General features: G+C 62.1%; 17 protein-coding genes. 2 read left to right on the top strand and 15 right to left on the bottom strand.

From position 1 onward, the window contains the following. The first annotated feature begins 570 nt into the window (after positions 1-570). Both V7Q81_RS07920 and V7Q81_RS07915 read left to right on the top strand, forming a co-directional pair. Positions 571-1,500: a crotonase/enoyl-CoA hydratase family protein gene (locus V7Q81_RS07920; protein ID WP_333841744.1), complete on the top strand. Its 930-nt coding sequence runs from the start codon at positions 571-573 to the stop codon at positions 1,498-1,500. Between the two features lie 54 nt (positions 1,501-1,554). Further along, entirely contained in the window at positions 1,555-3,489 is a 1,935-nt protein-coding gene (locus V7Q81_RS07915) for a putative bifunctional diguanylate cyclase/phosphodiesterase (protein WP_333841742.1), read from the top strand. A gap of 18 nt (positions 3,490-3,507) precedes the next feature. On the opposite strand, the gene V7Q81_RS07910 is transcribed toward V7Q81_RS07915, so the two are convergent. From V7Q81_RS07910 to V7Q81_RS07840, 15 genes are all read right to left on the bottom strand, one after another. Then, complete coding sequence (locus V7Q81_RS07910) at positions 3,508-4,080, bottom strand: NUDIX hydrolase (protein WP_333841739.1); 573 nt, start codon at positions 4,078-4,080, stop codon at positions 3,508-3,510. A gap of 39 nt (positions 4,081-4,119) precedes the next feature. After that, complete coding sequence (nuoN, locus tag V7Q81_RS07905; RefSeq protein ID WP_333841736.1) at positions 4,120-5,568, bottom strand: NADH-quinone oxidoreductase subunit NuoN; 1,449 nt, start codon at positions 5,566-5,568, stop codon at positions 4,120-4,122. A 12-nt stretch (positions 5,569-5,580) separates the two neighbouring features. Further along, complete coding sequence (locus V7Q81_RS07900; RefSeq protein WP_333841735.1) at positions 5,581-7,065, bottom strand: NADH-quinone oxidoreductase subunit M; 1,485 nt, start codon at positions 7,063-7,065, stop codon at positions 5,581-5,583. Between the two features lie 39 nt (positions 7,066-7,104). Next, positions 7,105-9,126 carry an NADH-quinone oxidoreductase subunit L gene (gene nuoL, locus V7Q81_RS07895; protein ID WP_333841732.1) on the bottom strand — a complete coding sequence of 674 codons (2,022 nt, stop codon included), beginning with the start codon at positions 9,124-9,126 and terminating at the stop codon, positions 7,105-7,107. A gap of 7 nt (positions 9,127-9,133) precedes the next feature. Further along, positions 9,134-9,439 carry an NADH-quinone oxidoreductase subunit NuoK gene (gene nuoK, locus V7Q81_RS07890; protein WP_333841730.1) on the bottom strand — a complete coding sequence of 102 codons (306 nt, stop codon included), beginning with the start codon at positions 9,437-9,439 and terminating at the stop codon, positions 9,134-9,136. A gap of 60 nt (positions 9,440-9,499) precedes the next feature. Beyond that, a complete protein-coding gene (locus tag V7Q81_RS07885; protein WP_333841727.1) occupies positions 9,500-10,108 on the bottom strand; it encodes an NADH-quinone oxidoreductase subunit J in 609 nt (202 codons plus the stop codon). A gap of 27 nt (positions 10,109-10,135) precedes the next feature. Then, positions 10,136-10,624: an NADH-quinone oxidoreductase subunit NuoI gene (nuoI, locus tag V7Q81_RS07880; protein WP_333841751.1), complete on the bottom strand. Its 489-nt coding sequence runs from the start codon at positions 10,622-10,624 to the stop codon at positions 10,136-10,138. 18 nt (positions 10,625-10,642) lie between these two features. Further along, on the bottom strand, positions 10,643-11,668 hold the full coding sequence (gene nuoH / locus V7Q81_RS07875; RefSeq protein ID WP_333841724.1) for an NADH-quinone oxidoreductase subunit NuoH: 1,026 nt from the start codon (positions 11,666-11,668) through the stop codon (positions 10,643-10,645). A gap of 18 nt (positions 11,669-11,686) precedes the next feature. Further along, complete coding sequence (gene nuoG, locus V7Q81_RS07870) at positions 11,687-14,059, bottom strand: NADH-quinone oxidoreductase subunit NuoG (RefSeq protein ID WP_333841749.1); 2,373 nt, start codon at positions 14,057-14,059, stop codon at positions 11,687-11,689. A 31-nt stretch (positions 14,060-14,090) separates the two neighbouring features. Beyond that, a complete protein-coding gene (gene nuoF / locus V7Q81_RS07865) occupies positions 14,091-15,404 on the bottom strand; it encodes an NADH-quinone oxidoreductase subunit NuoF (RefSeq protein ID WP_333841721.1) in 1,314 nt (437 codons plus the stop codon). Beyond that, on the bottom strand, positions 15,401-15,880 hold the full coding sequence (gene nuoE / locus V7Q81_RS07860) for an NADH-quinone oxidoreductase subunit NuoE (protein WP_333841747.1): 480 nt from the start codon (positions 15,878-15,880) through the stop codon (positions 15,401-15,403). Before nuoE ends, nuoF begins: the two co-directional genes overlap by 4 nt. Positions 15,881-15,902: 22 nt before the next feature. Further along, the gene (locus V7Q81_RS07855) at positions 15,903-17,156 is read right to left on the bottom strand and encodes an NADH-quinone oxidoreductase subunit D (protein WP_333841718.1); all 1,254 of its coding nucleotides are present in this window, start codon (positions 17,154-17,156) and stop codon (positions 15,903-15,905) included. A gap of 157 nt (positions 17,157-17,313) precedes the next feature. Then, positions 17,314-17,949 carry an NADH-quinone oxidoreductase subunit C gene (locus tag V7Q81_RS07850; RefSeq protein ID WP_333841716.1) on the bottom strand — a complete coding sequence of 212 codons (636 nt, stop codon included), beginning with the start codon at positions 17,947-17,949 and terminating at the stop codon, positions 17,314-17,316. A 4-nt stretch (positions 17,950-17,953) separates the two neighbouring features. Then, a complete protein-coding gene (locus tag V7Q81_RS07845; protein WP_333841714.1) occupies positions 17,954-18,430 on the bottom strand; it encodes a NuoB/complex I 20 kDa subunit family protein in 477 nt (158 codons plus the stop codon). Positions 18,431-18,516: 86 nt separating this feature from the next. Then, on the bottom strand, positions 18,517-18,885 hold the full coding sequence (locus tag V7Q81_RS07840; protein WP_333841711.1) for an NADH-quinone oxidoreductase subunit A: 369 nt from the start codon (positions 18,883-18,885) through the stop codon (positions 18,517-18,519). Positions 18,886-19,100 lie beyond the last annotated feature (215 nt).

The raw sequence follows: 19,100 nt of genomic DNA, 5'->3' as shown, positions 1-19,100 counted from the left end.
GCCCAAGGGAGCGTACCGCGCACCCTTCCGCACCTCCGCGAGCGGGGTTCAGAGCCATGGCTGGCGCTCATCGGGTTCGAATACAAGGCCCACGGCGTGACCAGGGATCTGGCTGTGGGGAACCGCTGCCAGAAAAGCCATAGGCCCAGCAGCCCTGGCTTTTGCTGGTGCCCCGACCACCGGATAGGCCGCTCGGCCGGAAGCCGGGGAGCCTTCCCGCGGCCTCGTAGCCTGCGACGGCCCCAAGGGTGGCGTCCCCTCCCGTCTTCCCGCCAGGTCCCAGAAACACTCCCGCCGAGCGGGACCCCACCTCTCCCCTCGCTGCCCGGTTCGTAATTAGACGGCGACTGAATAGAATTTTTCCAAGCTTATCAATTCGTTCACATTCTCAGGGCCCCGCGTCCCGGCACTGCCGGTCCAGGGAGTCTTCCCTCTGCTCCCCAGAGCTCCAAACTTAACAAATTGTTAGATTTGCAATCCGTCAGGGCTTGCTCTTAAATGATTGAGGGTGCCCACTTTTTTGTGCGGCTTCCATGACAATTCCATCCCACAAACCCCAGGAGCTCCCTTATGGAAATGCACATCCCCGTTCAATTGCTGGAAGCGCCGCGCCAGGGGGTCGCCGGCCCGGCATTTAACAATCAGAGCGAAATCCGCTTCTCGCCCCAGCTGGTGGCACGCTACGAGCGGGAGCAGCAAGCGCTCTGGCTGCAGTGGAAGCCCTCCCCCCGGCCCTGCTTCAATCCGGCCCTCTTGCGGGATCTGCGCAGCTACTGCGACCTGGTGGACATGAGCGGCGCCGAGCTCCTGGTGGACGGGGAAAAGCTGCCCATTGCCTACTCCGTTCTCAGCTCGGCGACGCCCGGAGTCTTCAACCTGGGCGGGGACCTGGACCTGTTCGTAACCCTCATTGAGCGTCGCGACCGGCAGGGGCTCCTCATGTACGGGCGCGCTTGCATCGACGTGCTGTACCGCAACTACGTGAGCTATGACCTTCCCATCACTACCATCTCCCTGGTGCAGGGGGAATGCCTGGGCGGTGGGTTCGAATGCGCCCTCTCAAGCGATCTCATCGTAGCCGAGGCGAGCAGCCGGTTCGGCTTTCCGGAAATCCTGTTCAACCTGTTCCCCGGCATGGGGGCCTACTCGTTCCTCGAGCGCAAGGTGGGGCAAAAGCTCACCGAACAGCTGATCGCCAGCGGCAAGGTCTACAGCGCCCAGGAGATGCAGGAAATGGGCGTGGTGGACGTGGTGTGCGAGGACGGCCAGGGGCTGGCCGAGGTGGCCGCCCTGATCCGCAGCCAGTCCCGCAGCCGTAACGGCCTGAACGCCATGTACCGCGCCCGGCGGCGCGTGCACCGGCTGGACTTCTCCGAGCTGCTGGACGTGGTGGAAATCTGGGTTGACAGTGCCTTGCGGCTCACCTCCCGCGACATGAGGCTCATGCAAAAGCTGGTGTCCCGCCAAAATGACCTGGGGGTCCCCCACCAACTGCATTGACCGGGCATCCGGTTTGCCCCACCATGGAATACGAGGCGGTACAGAGAGGATTCCATGGGAGAAAAGGACCTGGGCTACAGCGCCCGGGAAGCGGCAGCCCGGCTGGGAATTCCCGTGTGGACACTGCGGCGCTGGGACATTCAGGGGGTTCTGGTGGCGACCCGGACCCGGGGCGGGCATCGCCGCTATCCGCGGGAGCTGATCGACCGGCTCGCTGCCCTGGGGACCGGCCAGGACCGGCAGCAAGCCGACGAGCTGGCAATCATTCGGCGCGAGCTGAAGGAAAAGCGGCGTATCGTCCAGCTTCTGGTGGACAGCGAGCAGCGCTACCGGGACCTGGTGGAGACCTCCCATGACTTGATCTGGGCCACCGACGCCCTGGGCCGCTTCACCTACCTCAATAACGCCGCCCAAGACATCTTCGGGCTTCCGCCCAAGGCCCTGCTGGGACGCTGTTTCTTCGACTTCGAAGCCCGGCCGTCCCACATCTCCAATCGCCGATTCCTCGCCCTGCTCAAGCGCCAGGGGGAAGTGCGCAACTACTTAACCCACATCGTGTCGGCGCGAGGCCACGACCGCTGGGTCGGGATCAATGCCCGGGTCTCCTACGACGAAAACCACCAGATCGTCGGCATCCGGGGTACCGCCCGGGACATCACCGAGCAACAACTCGCCGCCCAGCGCATCGAGCGACTGGCCAAGTTCGACACTCTGACCGACCTGCCGAATCGGCTGTCCCTACAAGAGGAACTCACAGCCGTTATGGACGGCGGCGGGGTGGGAGCGCTTCTCTTTATCGACATCGATCATTTCAAATACGTGAACGACAATCTGGGACACCGGGCAGGGGACCAATTGATCGTTGGGGTCGCCGGGGTTCTCAAGCAGCTGCTGCAGGAGCTGCCCGGGCAGGTCTACCGCCTGGGAGGCGACGAATTCGCCATCCTGGTGCCCGAAGCGCTGCGGCTCGAAGCACAGCACGTGGCCGAACGGGTGCTGGAAGCGGTGCGCCATTACAAGTTCGCCCCCGAGTCCGGGACGCGCAAGCTTTCCCACCTCACCGCTTCCATCGGCATCGCCCTGTACCCGTTCCATGGGGCGGATCTCTCCAGCTTGCTGGCCGCAGCAGACATCGCCCTTTACCACGCCAAGGACCAGGGCCGCAACCGCAGCGTCCTGTTCGACCAGGATTCGAACAGCCTGCGCAGCACCCACAAGCGCGTGCACTGGGCCAGACGCTTCCGAGAAGTCCTGGAGGAGGACCGGGTCGTGCTCTATGCCCAGCCAGTGGTGGCGCTCGCGAGCGCAGAACCGGTGCACTATGAGGTGCTCGCCCGTATCCGCGAGCAGGATGGAAGCGTGGTCCCGGCGTCGGAATTTATCGAGCTTGCGGAAACCTTGGGCGTGGTGCGCGACATCGATCTCGCCGTGATCCGCAAGCTCATCCGCTTCCTGGCGAGCGGTACCGTCCCCCGCAACGCTCGCTATTTCGTGAACCTCTCTCGCGCCAGCATTTCCGACGAGCACTGGATGCGGCGCCTGCTCGCGGCGCTCGGAGAATCCGGAATCGATCCCGAGCGGCTGGTATTCGAGATCACGGAAACTGCCGCCATGTCGGAGCTGGACGTGACCCTTACCTTCATGCAGCGCATGAAGGAGCGGGGTTGCCATTTCGCCCTGGACGACTTCGGGGCGGGATTCAGCTCGTTCTACTATCTCAAGCGCTTTCCGGTGGATTATCTGAAGATCGACGGCGGATTTGTCCGGGATCTCCTCCACGACGAAGGCAGCCGGATCTTTATCCGGGCAGTGTGCGATGTAGCCCGGGGCATGAACCGCCAGGTGGTGGCGGAATGGGTGGAGCACGCGGAAGTGGTCCGGCTACTCCTGGACATGGGGGTTCAGTACGGCCAGGGGTTCCTCTTCAGCCGCCCGGCGCCCCTGATCAGCCTGCCCGAAACGCCAACCGGTGCGCTCAAATCCCGCTGAGCTTGGTCGACCCGAGGTTCAACGCGCCGGTTCGGGCAAGGGCCAGTCGCCGCGCAGGATCTTCTCCGCCCAGAAGAGCCCGGCAACGCTCTTGCCGTCCGTGATGCGGCCAGTCCTCACCCACTCCAGGGCTTCGTCCAGATCCAGGGGAAACGCTTCCAGAAACTCTCCCTGGTCGGGCCGCTCCCCTTCGAAGCTCAGATCCCGCGCCAGGTAATAGATTAGCCGTTCGTTAGAATAGCCGACACACGGGTGAAGAGTAGCCACCCGAACCCAGGATCGGGCACGGTAGCCAGTTTCCTCCCTGAGCTCCCGCTCGGCTGTGCACAACGGGTCCTCCCCAGGATCGATCTTTCCCGCCGGCAGCTCATAGAGCTCCCGACCCAGGGGATAGCGATACTGACGCTCCAGCAGCAACCGGCGCTCGTCGACGAAGGCGATCATCACCACGGCCCCCGGGTGCACCACGTGCTCGCGCACGGCAGTCGTTCCATCGGGCAAGCGAACCTCGTCCACCTCCACCCGCAAGAGCTTTCCCTCGAAAACCCGGCGGGAACGTAGGCGCGTTTCAGTGAAATCGCCCTTGGACATGGGCCTCGTCCCGTTCTAACCCCGAGCCGGCAGCCCCCATCACAAGACCCGCTGCACGGCAAAGACACACAGCGTCATGAGGGGCTGGGGCAGGATGCCGAGGGCGAGCACCGCAAGTCCGTTGGCACCCATCATCAAGCGTACATCCGGCTGCGGGCGCAAGGGCTCCCCAGCAGCTGGAGGATCGAAATACATGAGCTTCACTATGCGCAAATAATAGAAGGCGCCGATCAGGGCAAGCACCACCGCCACCACGACTAGCCACACGAAGCCCGCGTCCAGGGCCGCCTGGAACACCGAGAGTTTGGCAAAAAAGCCGACCGTCGGCGGCACGCCTGCCAGGGAGAACATGAGGATTAACATGATGAAGGCATACCACGGATTGCGTTGGTTTAACCCCTTGAAATCTTCAAGATTGTCCGCCTCGAAACCTTCCCTGGAAAGAAGCATCACCATACCAAAAGCGCCGAGCGTGGTCAGCGCATAGGTCACCACGTAGAACATGGCCGAACTGTAGCCGTTCACCTCCCCTGACAGGAAGCCCAAAAGCATGAAGCCCATATGGGCGATGGTGGAGTAGGCGAGCATGCGCTTGATGTTGCTTTGGGCGATGGCGGTGATGTTGCCGAGCGCCATGGAAGCGAGGGCCAGGATCACCAGCATGCCTTGCCAGTCTGCGAACAGAGGCTGCAAGCCATCCGCCAGGAAACGCATGACGAAACCGAATGCCGCCAGCTTGGCCGCTGAGGCGATGAATAGGGTCATGGCTGTGGGAGCACCCTGGTACACGTCTGGCACCCACATATGGAAAGGTACCACCCCCAGCTTGAACGCCAGTCCCGCCACCACAAACACCAGGCCGAACACCAGTACGGGGCGTTGGGCCGTGCCTGTTTGGATGGCGGTCAGCACCTCGTCGAGATGCAGAGAACCTGTGGCACCGTAGAGCATGGACATGCCGTAGAGCAGCATCCCCGAAGCCAGGGCACCCAGAACGAAATACTTCATCGCCGCCTCGGTTGCCACGGCGGAGTCCCGCTGCAGAGCCACCATGGAATACAAGCTCAAGGATAGAAGTTCGAGCCCCAGGTAGAGGACGAGGAAGTGGCTGGCAGAGACCATCACCATCATGCCCAAGGTAGCCAACAGAGCCAAGCCGAAGAGCTCACCCCGTAATAGCCCCCGCAGCGACAGATACTCCCGCGCGTAGGTCAGCAGCACCGCTACCGTGATATAGATCGTGATCTTGAGCACATCCCCCATGGGGTCGTCCACGAACATGCCGTTCATGGTATAGGTCCGCTCGGCTCCGACAGTGGCGGCGCTCAGCACGGCGGCGCCGAGCAGCGTGAACTGGGTAAGGACATACGTCGTCGCTGCCCGATGCTCATCCTTGATCAGGAGATCAAGCAGCAAGATCGTGCAGGCAGCAGCCAGGACGAGCAGCTCCGGCAGGAGGGGGATCAGATTGGGTACTTCGAAGCTCACGCCGAATCCTCCTTACAGCTTGCCGCGCGCCACGTGGGCGAGCAGTTCGTTCACCGAGGCGTGCATCGCTTCGGTGAAGGGAAGCGGGTAGACGCCTAGGACCAGCACTGCTGCGGCCACTAGTCCCAATACCAGCCCTTCTCTCGCGGAGATGTCCTTGAGCGCCGCCACCTTGGCATTGGCGACCGCGCCGAACACCACCCGCTTGTACATCCACAAGGTGTAGGCCGCTCCGAGGATTAGGGTCATGGCGGCAAAGAAGGCGTACCAGAAGTTGACCTGGATCGCCCCCATGATGACCAGGAACTCGCCTACGAAGCCACTGGTGCCCGGCAGCCCAGCATTGGCCATGGCGAAGAGCATGAATAAGGCTGCGAACACCGGCATGGTGTTGACCACGCCGCCATAATCGGCGATGAGGCGGGAGTGTATCCGGTCGTACAGGACACCGACGCAAAGGAACAAGGCTCCGGAGACGAAGCCGTGGGAGATCATCTGCACGATCGCCCCTTCCACGCCGTAGGCATTGAACAGGAAAAAACCTAGGGTGACAAACCCCATGTGGGAGACCGAGGAATAGGCGATGAGCTTCTTCATGTCTGCCTGCACCAGCGCCACGAAACCGATGTAGACGATGGCGATCAGCGACAGGGCGATCATGAGCTCTGCCAGGACCTGGCTCGCGTCGGGAGCAATGGGGAGCGAAAAGCGCAGGAAGCCATAGCCGCCAAGCTTTAGCAAGATCGCCGCCAGCACCACGGAGCCGCCGGTGGGCGCCTCCACGTGGGCATCGGGAAGCCAGGTGTGCACTGGCCACATGGGGACCTTGACCGCGAAAGCGACGAGAAACGCAATGAATATCAGGATCTGGACCGTAAGCGGCAACGGCAGCCGGTGATAATCCAGGATGGAGAAGCTACCTCCGGACTTGAGATACAAATAGATGAAGGCCACCAGCATGAGAAGGGAGCCCAACAGCGTATAGAGGAAAAACTTGACTGCCGCATACACCCGGTTCGGACCGCCCCAGACCCCGATGATGATGAACATGGGGATCAGCAGTGCCTCCCAGAACACATAGAACAGCACCGCGTCCAGAGCGCTGAAGGCCCCATTGATGAAACCCGACATGATCAGGAACGCGCCCATATATTGAGCCACCCTTTCCTCGATCACGCGCCAGCCGGCCAGCACCACCAGGGGGGTGGTGAAACAGTTAAGCAGAATGAGCCACAAGGAAATACCGTCGACGCCCAGGTAGTAGTGGACGTTGAAGCGCTCGATCCACAGGCGTTTTTCCACGAACTGCATGCTACTGACAGACGGATCGAACTGCGTATAGAGGGGCAGCGCCACTAAGAACCCGAGCACAGACCCCAACAGGGCTAGCTTGCGCGCGAGCGCCGCCCTGCGGTCGTCTCCGGTGGCAAGGACGGCCACGCCAAATAGGATAGGCAGCCAAATGACGACGCTCAGCAAGGGGAAGCCGAAAATCATGGTGGTCCGGTTATCGTCGCGGCAGGTTCGAAAGCACCTTCACACACCCCAACCCAGCCAGCGGCCCAGGTAGTCGCGTAGGGTAAGCAGGAGGAAAACACCGATGATCATGGTGAAGGCGTAGTGGTAGATGTAACCCGACTGCAAGCGGCGGACGATCGAGGAGAACCAGGCCACCATGTACGCCGAGCCGTTGACCATGAAACCATCGATCACTTTCACGTCGCCCAGCCTCCACAGACCGGCCCCGAGACGGCGGGCGCCACCAGCGAAGAACCAGTCGTTGAATTCATCGAAGCCATACTTGCGCTCCAAGATCGCGTACAGCAATCCGGCTCGCTCCCTAATCAGCCCGGGCAGGTCAGGTCGCACGATGTACAGGTACCAGGCGGTGGCGATGCCGGCGACCATTAGCCAGAACGGCACCGTGAGCACGGCGTGGACCATCATGGCCAACGCCCCACGGAATTCCTCGGCCATGTGTACCAGCGCCCCGTGCGCGGGGGAGATGTGTATCGCCGGGCCGAAATAATCCCCGAAGAGGATCGGTCCGATCAACCAGCCCGCCGCGACCGACGGCACGGCGAGCAGTACCAAGGGCAAGGTCACCACCCAGGGGGACTCGTGGGGTACGTGCACCTCGTGGTGCTCGTGGCTCCCATGGCCGCCGTGGGCTCCGTGAGGATGCGGGTGGCGGAAACGCTCGGGGCCGTGGAAAGTGAGAAACAGCAAGCGGAAGGTATAGAGCGCCGTCACGAATACGCCCAGGGTGACCGCCCAGTAGGCGAAGGTAGCGCCTGGGCGGTCGGCCAAGTGGGTCGCCTCGATGATCGCCTCCTTCGAGAAGAAACCACCGAAGCCTGGGAATCCCACATTGGCGAGCCCCCCGATCAGTACCGCCAGGTAGGTAATGGGCATGTATTTGCGCAACCCACCCATGCGTCTCATGTCCTGCTCGTGGTGCATGGCGATGATCACAGAACCAGCGCCCAGAAACAGCAGCGCCTTGAAAAAGGCGTGGGTCATGAGATGGAAGATGGCGGCCGAATAAGCAGAGGCGCCCAGCGCCACCGTCATGTAGCCCAAGTGAGACAGGGTGGAATAAGCCACCACCCGCTTGATGTCGTTCTGCACGATGGCCACCAGCCCCATGAAGAAGGCGGTGATGGCGCCGATGACCAGAACCACCGACAGAGCCGTCTCCGACAGTTCGTACAGGGGCGACATGCGAGCCACCATGAAGATGCCGGCGGTCACCATGGTGGCCGCGTGGATCAGGGCCGAAATGGGGGTAGGGCCCTCCATGGAATCCGGCAGCCACACGTGGAGCGGGAACTGGGCCGATTTGCCCATGGCGCCGATGAACAGCAACACACAGATGACGGTCATGAGCAGCCAGGGCGAGCCGGGGAAAAGCTCCACCACAGTTCCGGCCAGCTGCGGCGCTTTTTGGAAGACCGAAACGTAATCCAAGGTGCCAAAGTGGTAGAACACCATGCCGATGCCCAAGAGGAAGCCGAAGTCCCCTACCCGGTTCACCAGAAACGCCTTGAGGTTGGCGTAGATCGCGCTCGGGCGGGTGTACCAAAAGCCGATCAACAGGTACGAGACCAGGCCTACCGCCTCCCAGCCGAAGAACAGCTGCAGGAAGTTGTTGGACATGACCAGCATCAGCATGGAAAAGGTGAACAGGGAAATATAGCTGAAGAAACGCTGGTAGCCCGGATCCTCCTCCATGTAACCGATGGTGTAGATGTGCACCAGCAGGGATACGGCGGTCACCACCACCATCATCAAAGCTGAAAGGCGGTCGATCAAGAAGCCGATCTCGAAGCGCGCCTCCCCGGAGGTGGCCCATGTGTAAACCGCGCCGTTGAAGGTGTTACCTTGGAGCACGTCTACGAACACCGCCACCGAGGCGGCGAAACTCACCATCATGAGGGCGATGGTTACCCGGTGGGACCAGGCGCGCCCGATCAACCAGCCGAAGAGACCCGCGATCAGAGAGCCGATGAGTGGCGCCAATGGCACCAGGAGGTAGAGTTGTTGTATGCCGGTCATGGCCGCCTCAGCCCTTCAAGTGATCCAGGTCTTCGACGTTGATGGTGCGCAGATTGCGGAACAGCACCACCAGGATTGCCAGGCCGATGGCCGACTCAGCAGCGGCCACGGTGAGGATGAAGAACACGAACACCTGCCCGGCGATGTCGCCGAGGAAGTGCGAAAAAGCAATGAAGTTCATGTTTACCGCCAGCAGCATCAGCTCGATCGCCATTAGCAAGATGATCACATTCTTGCGGTTAAGGAATATCCCCACCACGGCGATGGCGAACAAGATTGCCCCCAGAACGAGGTACTCGGACAGCGTTATCAACGGCGCTCCCCTTTTCCTTCAAAGAAAGAATGAACCGGGCCGGCGTCCGGGCCCGGGCTTTCAGCCGCGTTCTTTTTCCGCCGGCATCGACACCAGTCGCACCCGCTCTTCCCGGCGCACCAGCACCTGTTTGGCAGGATCCACGTACTTCGTATCCTTGCGCCGACGCAGCGTCAACGCGATGGCGGCAACGATCGCCACCAGCAGCAGCACGGCTGCCAGCTCGAACGGATAGACGTACTCGGTATAGAGCACGCGTCCCAGCTCCTTGGTATTGCTATAGCCGGCAGGACGCGGGACCGGAGGCGGCATGGCCTCAGGGGCGAAATACTTTCCCCACAGCACTAGCCCCATTTCTAGCACCATCAAAACTGCCAGGGCCGCCCCGAATGGAAACCAGCGCAGGAAGCCTTCCCGCAGCCGATCGATATTGATATCGAGCATCATGACAACGAACAGGAACAGCACCATTACCGCGCCCACATATACCAGCACCAGAGTGATGGCCAGAAACTCCGCCTCCAGTAGCAGCCACAAGCCGGCCGAGGTAAAAAAGGCAAGCACTAGGAACAAGGCCGAATGCACCGGATTGCGCGCGGTGATAACCCGCAAGGCCGCGAACACCAGGATCGCAGCGAGGAAATAGAACACGAATTGCTGGAAAGTCATCTGGGGCGTCTTCTGAAATGTCCAGGCTTAGCGGTAAGGCGCGTCTGCCTCCCGATCCGCCGCGATCTGGGTTTCATAGCGGTCGCCGATGGCGAGCAACATTTCCTTGGTATAGACCAGGTCGCCCCGCTTCTCTCCGTGGTACTCGAGGATGCGCGTCTCCACGATGGAATCCACCGGGCACGATTCCTCACAAAAACCGCAAAAAATACACTTGGTAAGGTCGATGTCGTAGCGGGTGGTGCGGCGCGTTCCGTCGGCGCGCTGCTCGGACTCGATGGTGATCGCCAGCGCAGGGCAGATCGCCTCGCACAGCTTGCAGGCAATGCAGCGCTCCTCCCCGTTGGGATAGCGCCGCAGAGCGTGCAGCCCGCGGAAGCGGGGAGATTGGGGGGTCTTCTCCTCTGGGAACTGCACCGTGATCTTGCGTGCGAACAAATTGCGTCCGGTGAGCATCATGCCCCTGACCAGCTCCAGGAGCAGGAAGGTTTTGAGGAAGTCGCGAATGCGCTGGATCATGACGCCCTCCCGGAATCACCACACCCAGAGGGGCGTCTGCATGAGCGCCCCTACCAATACGATCCACACCAGGGTCACGGGAATGAATACCTTCCAGCCGAGGCGCATGATCTGGTCATAGCGGTAGCGCGGGAAGGTGGCGCGGAACCACAGGAAGAGAAACACCATGAACGCCACCTTGATCAGGAACCAGACAAAGCCGGGTATCCAGGTAAACGGCGCGACATTGAAGGGCGGCAGCCACCCTCCCAGAAACATCACCGAGGCAAGAGCCCCCACCAGGATCATGTTGGCGTACTCGGCGAGGAAGAAGACGGCGAAGGCCATGCCCGAGTATTCCACATGGAAGCCGGCCACAATCTCTGATTCGCCTTCCGCCACGTCGAAGGGCAGCCGGTTGGTCTCCGCCACCCCCGAGATGAAGTACACCAGGAACAAGGGAAACAGAGGGATCAGGTTCCAGGACCAGAAACCGCCCCCCTCCTGACCCTTGACGATTTCCACCAGGTTGAGGCTACCCGCTGCCATCAGCACGCCCACCAAGGCGAAGCCCATGGCAATCTCGTAGGAGACAATTTGGGCCGCTGAGCGCATGGCGCCGAGGAAGGCATACTTGGAATTGGATGCCCATCCGGCGACGATGATGCCGTAGACCCCCATCGAAGTGAGCGCCATCACGTACAGCAACCCAGCGTCAATGTCGGCCAGCACCAGGTTGGGGTCGAAGGGTACCACCGCCCACGCCGCCAAGGCTGGCATGATGGATAGTACCGGAGCCAGGATGAACAAGAGCCTATTGGCCCCACTGGGGATGACGATTTCCTTGAGCAGGAGCTTGAACGCGTCGGCGATGGGCTGGAGCCATCCCTTAGGGCCCACCCGGTTCGGGCCGAGACGTACCTGCATGTAGCCGATCACCTTACGCTCGGCGTAGGTGAGGTAGGCCACGCACAGAAGCAAGGGCACGACGATCGCCACGATCTTGGCCAGTGTCCAGACCGCAGGCCAAGTGGGCCCAAAAAGCTCTTCGAAAAAGGTCATCGGCTTCGCCTCATTCCGCTACGAGGGCAAGCGTTCCACGCTCACCGTGTCCAGCAGGCCGCCCAGATTCCGAGTGAGGGAATGAGCTGCAGGCACTCGCACGCAAGCCTGGGGCAGACGATCGTCCCGCACCACCTCCAGCTCCGCGCTGCCTCCCGCCTGGACGATCCTCGCCCGCTCGCCTTCCTTGAGCCCGAGCCGCTGCATCAGCGCGCCATTCATCGACGCCACCGGCGGTGCCGCATCACGGGTTCGCTGCAGGCTACGTGCCCGGCGCACGATCGGGTCAGCGTCGTAAATCCTCACCTCCCCGATCCGCTGCAGGGCCTCGCGCGGTTGGTCGAGCTCAGCTAGTAGAAAGCCCTCGACCCGGTTGTCCAGGTAGGCCGCTGCCCCTTCCGGCGGGATCGCCTCGGCACGGACCTCCTCGATGGTTTCGTAATCGAAGCCTGGCAGCCCGAGCAGGCTGCCCAGCACGCGCAGCACCTTCCACGCCGGGCGGGCGTCGCCCTGGGGACGCACTACGGCATGGAACGATTGGATACGCCCTTCCGTATTGACGAAGGTGCCCGGGGTTTCGGTAAACGGTGCGATCGGCAGCCATACGTGGGCCCGCGTCAGTGCTGCGCTGCGGAAGCTCGTGAGGGCAACCGTGAACTCGGCGCTCGCCAGGGCGAGGTCCGCCTGGCGGGCGTCGTAGGCATCCAGCGCCGGCTCCAGATTGAGCACCAGATAGGCGCGGCGCGGCGCGGCAAGCATATCCCGAGCGTTCATTCCCGAAATGGCGGCAGTGCCCAGGGCGCCACGGTGGGGGATCGCCCCCGCCAGGTAGGCGCCCACGCTATTGGCGGCTTCTCCCAGCACACCGAAGCTCGCGCCAGAGAGTTCGGCGATCCACTGGGCAAGGAAATGCAAAGCGCCGTAACGCGGGTGGTGCTGGGCGAGGTTACCCAGCAATACGGCAGAAGCGTCGCCGCGGGCGAGGCTCTCGGCAATGGCCCGCGCTGCCCCTGAGATTTCGAGGGGCGCGATGGCCCGCGCCACCTCGGCGGGAAGTTTACCGTCCTGTCCCTGAGCTAGGGCCTTGAGGATCTGCCCCAGGACCTGGACCATGGCCTGGGGCGCCACGATCAGCTCCTGGGCGACCCGGGTCAGGAGATCGTCGCCCACCGGGTTCACTACGCTCAGTTCCGCCCCCCGCTTCACCGCCTGGCGCAGCCGGTGGGCAAGCAGCGGATGATCTTTGCGCAGGGTACTGCCCACCACCAGGGCCGCCTTGAGCCGATCCAGGGACGCTACCGGGCGGCCCAGCCAGGGAACGCCCTTGAGGTGGGGATCCAGGCTGAAGTCGCACTGGCGCAGCCGGTGATCCACGTTGCCGGTGCCCAGCCCGCGGGCGAGCTTCTGCGCGAGGTAGAGCTCCTCCAGAGTGCTGTGGGGGGACAGGAGCGCCCCGATGGCCTGTGCCCCGTGCTCCCGGCGAATGCGATCGAGGGCGCTCACCGTGAGCTCCAGAGCCTCCTGCCAGCTTGCGGGAACCCATTCCTCACCGCGCTTGATCATGGGTTCGGTCAGGCGCTCCTCGCTGTTGAGCGCCTCATAGGAAAACCGGTCCCGGTCGGCGAGCCAGCACTCGTTCACTTCCTCGTTCTCCCGGGGTAACACCCGCATCACCCGGTCGCCCTTTACCTGCACCACCAGGTTGGCACCGAGTCCGTCGTGGGGGCTCACGGAACGGCGCCGGGCGAGTTCCCAGGGGCGCGCGGTGTAGCGAAAGGGTTTGCTGGTCAGGGCCCCAACGGGACAGAGGTCGATCACGTTGCCAGAGAGTTCGGAGTCCACCGTCTTGCCCATGAAAGTGAGAATCTCGGCGTGCTCCCCCCGGTTGGCCATGCCAAGCTCCATGATTCCGGCGATCTCCTGTCCGAAGCGCACGCAGCGGGTGCAGTGGATGCAGCGGGTCATGTCGGTGGCGATCAGGGGACCCAGGTTCTTGTTAGTCACGACCCGCTTGGGCTCTTCGTAGCGGGACGCGGACATGCCGTAGCCCACCGCCAGATCCTGGAGCTGGCACTCGCCGCCCTGATCGCAGATGGGGCAATCGAGGGGGTGATTGATGAGCAGGAACTCCATGACCCCCGCCTGGGCTTTGCGTGCCACGGCCGAATGGGTGTAGACCTTCATGCCGGAGGCGACAGGCGTGGCGCATGCGGGCAGAGGTTTGGGCGCCTTTTCCACCTCCACCAGGCACATGCGGCAGTTGGCGGCGATCGACAACTTCTTGTGATAGCAAAAGTAAGGGATGTAGATCCCGAGCTGGTTGGCCGCCTCCATCACGGTGCTGCCGGCGGGCACTTCCACCGGTCTGCCGTCGATCTCCAGCGCGATCATCACGTTCGGTCGATCCACCCGGCACACCCCCTCAAATCGACGATTGCACCAAGCACCGCTTGTGTTCGATGTGGTACTCGAACTCGCTGCGGAAGTGGGTCACGAAGCTCTTGACCGGCAACGCCGCCGCATCCCCGAGGGCGCAGATGGTGCGCCCCAGGATGTTGTCCGCCACCGAGAGCAGCAGGTCAAGATCCTCAGGTTTGCCGCGGCCTGTCTCGATACGATCCACCACCCGGTAAAGCCAGCCGGTGCCCTCGCGACAGGGGGTGCACTGGCCGCAGGATTCCTCGAAGTAGAAATAAGACAGGCGGCGCAGGGCCCGCACCATGCAGGTGGTCTCGTCCATGACGATTACTGCACCGGAACCGAGCATGGAGCCCGCCTTGGCGATGGAATCGTAGTCCATGTCGGTGGCAAGCATCACCTCACCCGGCAGCACCGGCATGGAAGAGCCACCCGGGATCACGGCCTTGAGCTTACGCCCGCCGCGCACTCCGCCCGCCATCTCCAGGAGCTTGGCAAACGGCGTGCCGAGCCGCAGCTCGTAGTTGCCGGGACGGTTCACATGGCCCGACACCGAGAAGATCTTGGTGCCCCCGTTGTTGGGCCGCCCCAGCGCCACGAAGGCGTCGCCACCGTGAAGGACGATCCAGGGCACGGCGGCGAAGGTCTCCGTGTTGTTGATAGTGGTGGGCTTGCCGTACAGGCCGTAGGTGGCGGGGAATGGCGGCTTGAACCGGGGTAGACCCTTCTTCCCCTCCAGGGATTCCAGCAGGGCGGTCTCTTCGCCGCAGATGTAGGCCCCCCAGCCGTGATGGGCGTACAGATCGAAACTGAAGTCCGACCCCAGGATGTTCTTGCCCAAGTACCCTGCCTGGTAAGCCTCTTCCAGCGCTTCCTCGAAGCGCTCATAAACTTCCCAAATCTCGCCATGGATGTAGTTGTAGCCCACGCTGATACCCATGGCGTAGGCGGCGATGGCCATGCCCTCGATCACGATGTGGGGGTTATAGCGCAGGATATCCCGGTCCTTGAAGGTTCCGGGCTCCCCTTCATCGGAGTTGCACACCAGGTACTTCTGGCCCTGGTAGCCCTTGGGCATGAAGCTCCACTTGAGGCCCGTGGGGAAGCCCGCCCCTCCCCGACCGCGCAAGGCGGACTTCTTCACCTCGTTGATCACCGCCTCTGGCGGGATCTTCTCGGTCAGAATCTTCCTCAAGGCCTTGTAGCCGTCGCGGCTCTCGTAGTCCTTGAGGCGCCAGTTCAGGCCGTTCAGGCCTTTGAGGATGATGGCGTCGGGACCGTAGGCATCGGGCGGAAAGGGAGGAAGGGGCGCGTTCATTTGTCCTTCAGCTCTTCGATCCACGCATCAAGCTTGTCAGGTGTCATGAACGACATCATGCGCTTGTCGTTGTGCAGACATACCGGTGCGTCGCCACAGGCGCCGAAACATTCGCCCTCCTTGAGCGTGAACTGCCCATCCGGAGTGGTTTGGTCAAAGTCGATCCCGAGCTTTCTCTTCAAGTGCTCCGCGGCCTCCAGAGCGCCCTGCAGGGCGCATGGCAGGTTGGTGCAGATAGTGATCTTGTGGCGACCCACCGGCTCCAAGTTATACATGGTGTAGAAGCTGGCCACTTCGAACACCGCAATGGGCGGCATGCCTAGATACTGAGCGACGAACTCCATGGTTTCCTTGGAGAGCCACCCTTTTTCCTCCTGGGCGACGGTGAGCGCCGCCATCACCGCCGACCGTCTCTGGTCGGGAGGATACTTAGCCAAGGCCCGATCGATCTTGGCCAGGGCCGCGGGGGAAAGGATCATGGGAGCGTTCATCGGGCGCTCACCGATCGATCTCGCCGAACACGATGTCCATGGTGCCGATGATCGCCACCACATCGGCGATCATGTGACCCTTGGCCATCTCGTCCATTGCCGCCAGGTGGGGAAAGCCAGGTGCGCGGATCTTCATGCGGTATGGCTTGTTGGCGCCGTCGGAAATCAGGTAGATGCCGAATTCCCCTTTCGGTGCCTCCACTGCAGCGTACGCCTCGCCCTCGGGCACGTGCACCCCTTCGGTGAAGAGCTTGAAGTGATGGATCAGCTCCTCCATGTTCTCCTTCATCTTGACCCGTGGAGGCGGGGCCACCTTGTGGTTGTCGATCATTACCGGTCCGGGATTCTTGCGCAGCCAGTCAACGCACTGCTTGATGATGCGGTTCGATTGACGCATCTCCTCGATGCGCACCAGGTAACGATCGTAGCAGTCGCCATTGGTCCCGACCGGGATATCGAACTGCAGGCGGTCATACACCTCGTAGGGCTGCTTCTTGCGCAGATCCCAAGCAACACCCGAGCCACGCAGCATAGGGCCAGTGAAGCCCAGAGCCAATGCCCGCTCCGGCGACACCACCCCGATGCCGACGGTGCGCTGCTTCCAGATGCGGTTGTCGGTAAGCAGGGTTTCGTATTCGTCCACGCACTTGGGGAAGCGCTCGGTGAAATCTTCAATGAAATCGAGCAGCGACCCCTGCCGGTTTTCGTTGAGTCTTCTCACCTCCGCTTCGCTGCGAATGCTGGAGGGCTGGTATTGGGGCATGCGGTCGGGCAAGTCCCGGTAGACCCCACCGGGGCGGTAATAGGCCGCGTGCATTCGCGCCCCGGACACCGCCTCGTAGCAGTCCATCAAATCCTCACGCTCGCGGAAGCAATAGAGGAACACGGTCATGGCGCCGATATCCAGGCCGTGGGCCCCGAGCCACAGCAGGTGGTTCAGGATGCGCGTGATCTCATCGAACATGACGCGGATGTACTGGGCCCGGATCGGCACGTCGATTCCCAGCAGCTTTTCGATGGCCAGCACATAAGCGTGCTCGTTGGCCATCATGGATACGTAATCCAGTCGGTCCATGTACGGAACCGACTGGATATAGGTCTTATGCTCGGCAAGCTTCTCAGTGGCCCGGTGCAGGAGGCCGATGTGAGGGTCGGCCCGCTGGATTACCTCCCCGTCCAACTCCAGGACCAAGCGCAGCACCCCATGGGCAGCTGGGTGCTGGGGACCGAAATTGAGCGTGTAGTTCCTGATTTCGGCCATGCTCAATAATCCCTTCCAGAAAGCACGGCTGATGCGCACCGCCGCCGAAGCTCAGTTTCGAAGGCCAACCTTTGGGCGGAAGAAGTTAAGCACGTAGCGCAGTCGGCGCTCAAATTCAGCCTGTGCCCGTGATTCTCGGCCATGGATGCCCTCGCCCTCATTGGACACCCGGCGCCCGGGGCGCTTCCTGGTGAGTGCCGATGTCCGCGTAGGTCTCTTCCCGGACAATGCGCGGCACGATCTCCCGGGGCTCGATGGTGACGGGCTGGTAGATCACCCGCTGCAGGTCGGGGTCATAGCGCATCTCCACGTGGCCGGACAGGGGAAAGTCCTTGCGGAACGGATGACCGATGAAGCCGTAATCTGTGAGGATGCGACGCAGGTCCGGGTGGCCAGTGAAAACGATGCCGAACAGATCGAAGGCCTCGCGCTCGTACCAGTTGGCTGAAGGCCACAGCTCCACCACCGAATCGAGCACCGGGAATTCGCCGCTTTCGGCAAAGGTGCGCACCCGCAGTCGCCAGTTATGGGTGAGGGAGAGGAGATGATAGACGACGGCGAAGCGCTGGCCTTCCCATAGGCCGTTCTTGTAGTCCCGGTAATCGACGCCGCACAGATCGATCAACTGCTCGAAGCGTAAGCGCGCATCATCGCGCAGTGCACGCATCGCTTCCAGCAAGTCTGCAGAGGCAACCGTGAGAGTGAGCTCTCCCAGCGCTCTTTTCAGGGACTTGACCTTCGTCCCGAGGACATCCTGCAGGGCCTGGGCAAGCGTGTCGAGCCGGGAGGTCATGGACTCAGCGTGCGATAGTGTTGGTGCGCTTGATCTTGTTCTGCAGCTGTATCACGCCGTAGAGCAGTGCTTCCGCAGTGGGCGGACAACCGGGAACATAGATGTCCACCGGCACGATGCGGTCACAGCCGCGCACCACCGAATAGGAATAGTGGTAATAGCCGCCACCATTGGCACAGGATCCCATGGATATTACCCAGCGCGGCTCCGCCATCTGGTCGTAGACCTTGCGCAAGGCCGGAGCCATCTTGTTGCACAGAGTGCCAGCGACGATCATCACGTCCGACTGGCGCGGGCTGGGCCGGAACACGACCCCGAAGCGATCCAGGTCGTAGCGCGACGCACCGGCGTGCATCATTTCAACCGCGCAGCAGGCGAGCCCGAAGGTCATGGGCCACAGGCTCCCGGTGCGGGTCCAGTTGATCAACCTGTCCGCGGTCGTCGTGATGAAGCCTCTTTCCAGCAGGTTTTCAGCGCCCATGGCCTCTTACCCCCGGATTGCCAGTGGGGAGAAGTCCGGCGTCCGCTTCTCGACCCCGCGGGGTTTTGCACCCCCAGCACAACCGCCTACTCCCACTCCAGCGCACCCTTCATCCACTCGTAAATGAACCCCACGACGAGAATTCCCAGAAACAGCAGCATGGCGACGAAGCCAAACAACCCGATCTCCTCCAGCACCACCGCCCAAGGAAAAAGGAAGGCAATTTCCAGGTCGAACAGGATGAACAGGATCGCCACCAGGTAGTAGCGCACGTCGAATTTCATCCGGGCGTCTTCAAAGGCCTCGAAACCGCACTCGTAGGGAGAGAGCTTCTCGCTGTCTGGGCGGTTGACGCCAAGGGCCGTGCTGGCCAACCAGCCTATCGCGATGGGAACTACGCCCACTGCGAGCCCCACCAAAATGAACATCAGGATCGGAAAATAGTTTTCGAGCATCCGCTTCCTGCCGTCGCGGGAGAGCCCGCTTCGCTCTCGCATCTCGCGGGCAATACTTCAGAGCACCGCAGCATCACTTGTAGGCTTGGTGCCCGCCCGCGCCCGGGAAATTCCGGGGAACGCTCGGGCGGAACCTGTGGTGCCGACGGTGAGACTCGAACTCACACGGCTTTCGCCACCGCCCCCTCAAGACGGCGTGTCTACCAATTTCACCA

Source organism: Pelomicrobium sp. (genome assembly GCF_036803785.1).
In the GTDB taxonomy this organism is placed as follows: Bacteria; Pseudomonadota; Gammaproteobacteria; order Burkholderiales; family UBA6910; genus Pelomicrobium.
Note: the sequence above shows the minus strand (reverse complement) of the source record. Positions and strands in the feature narration are given on the sequence as shown.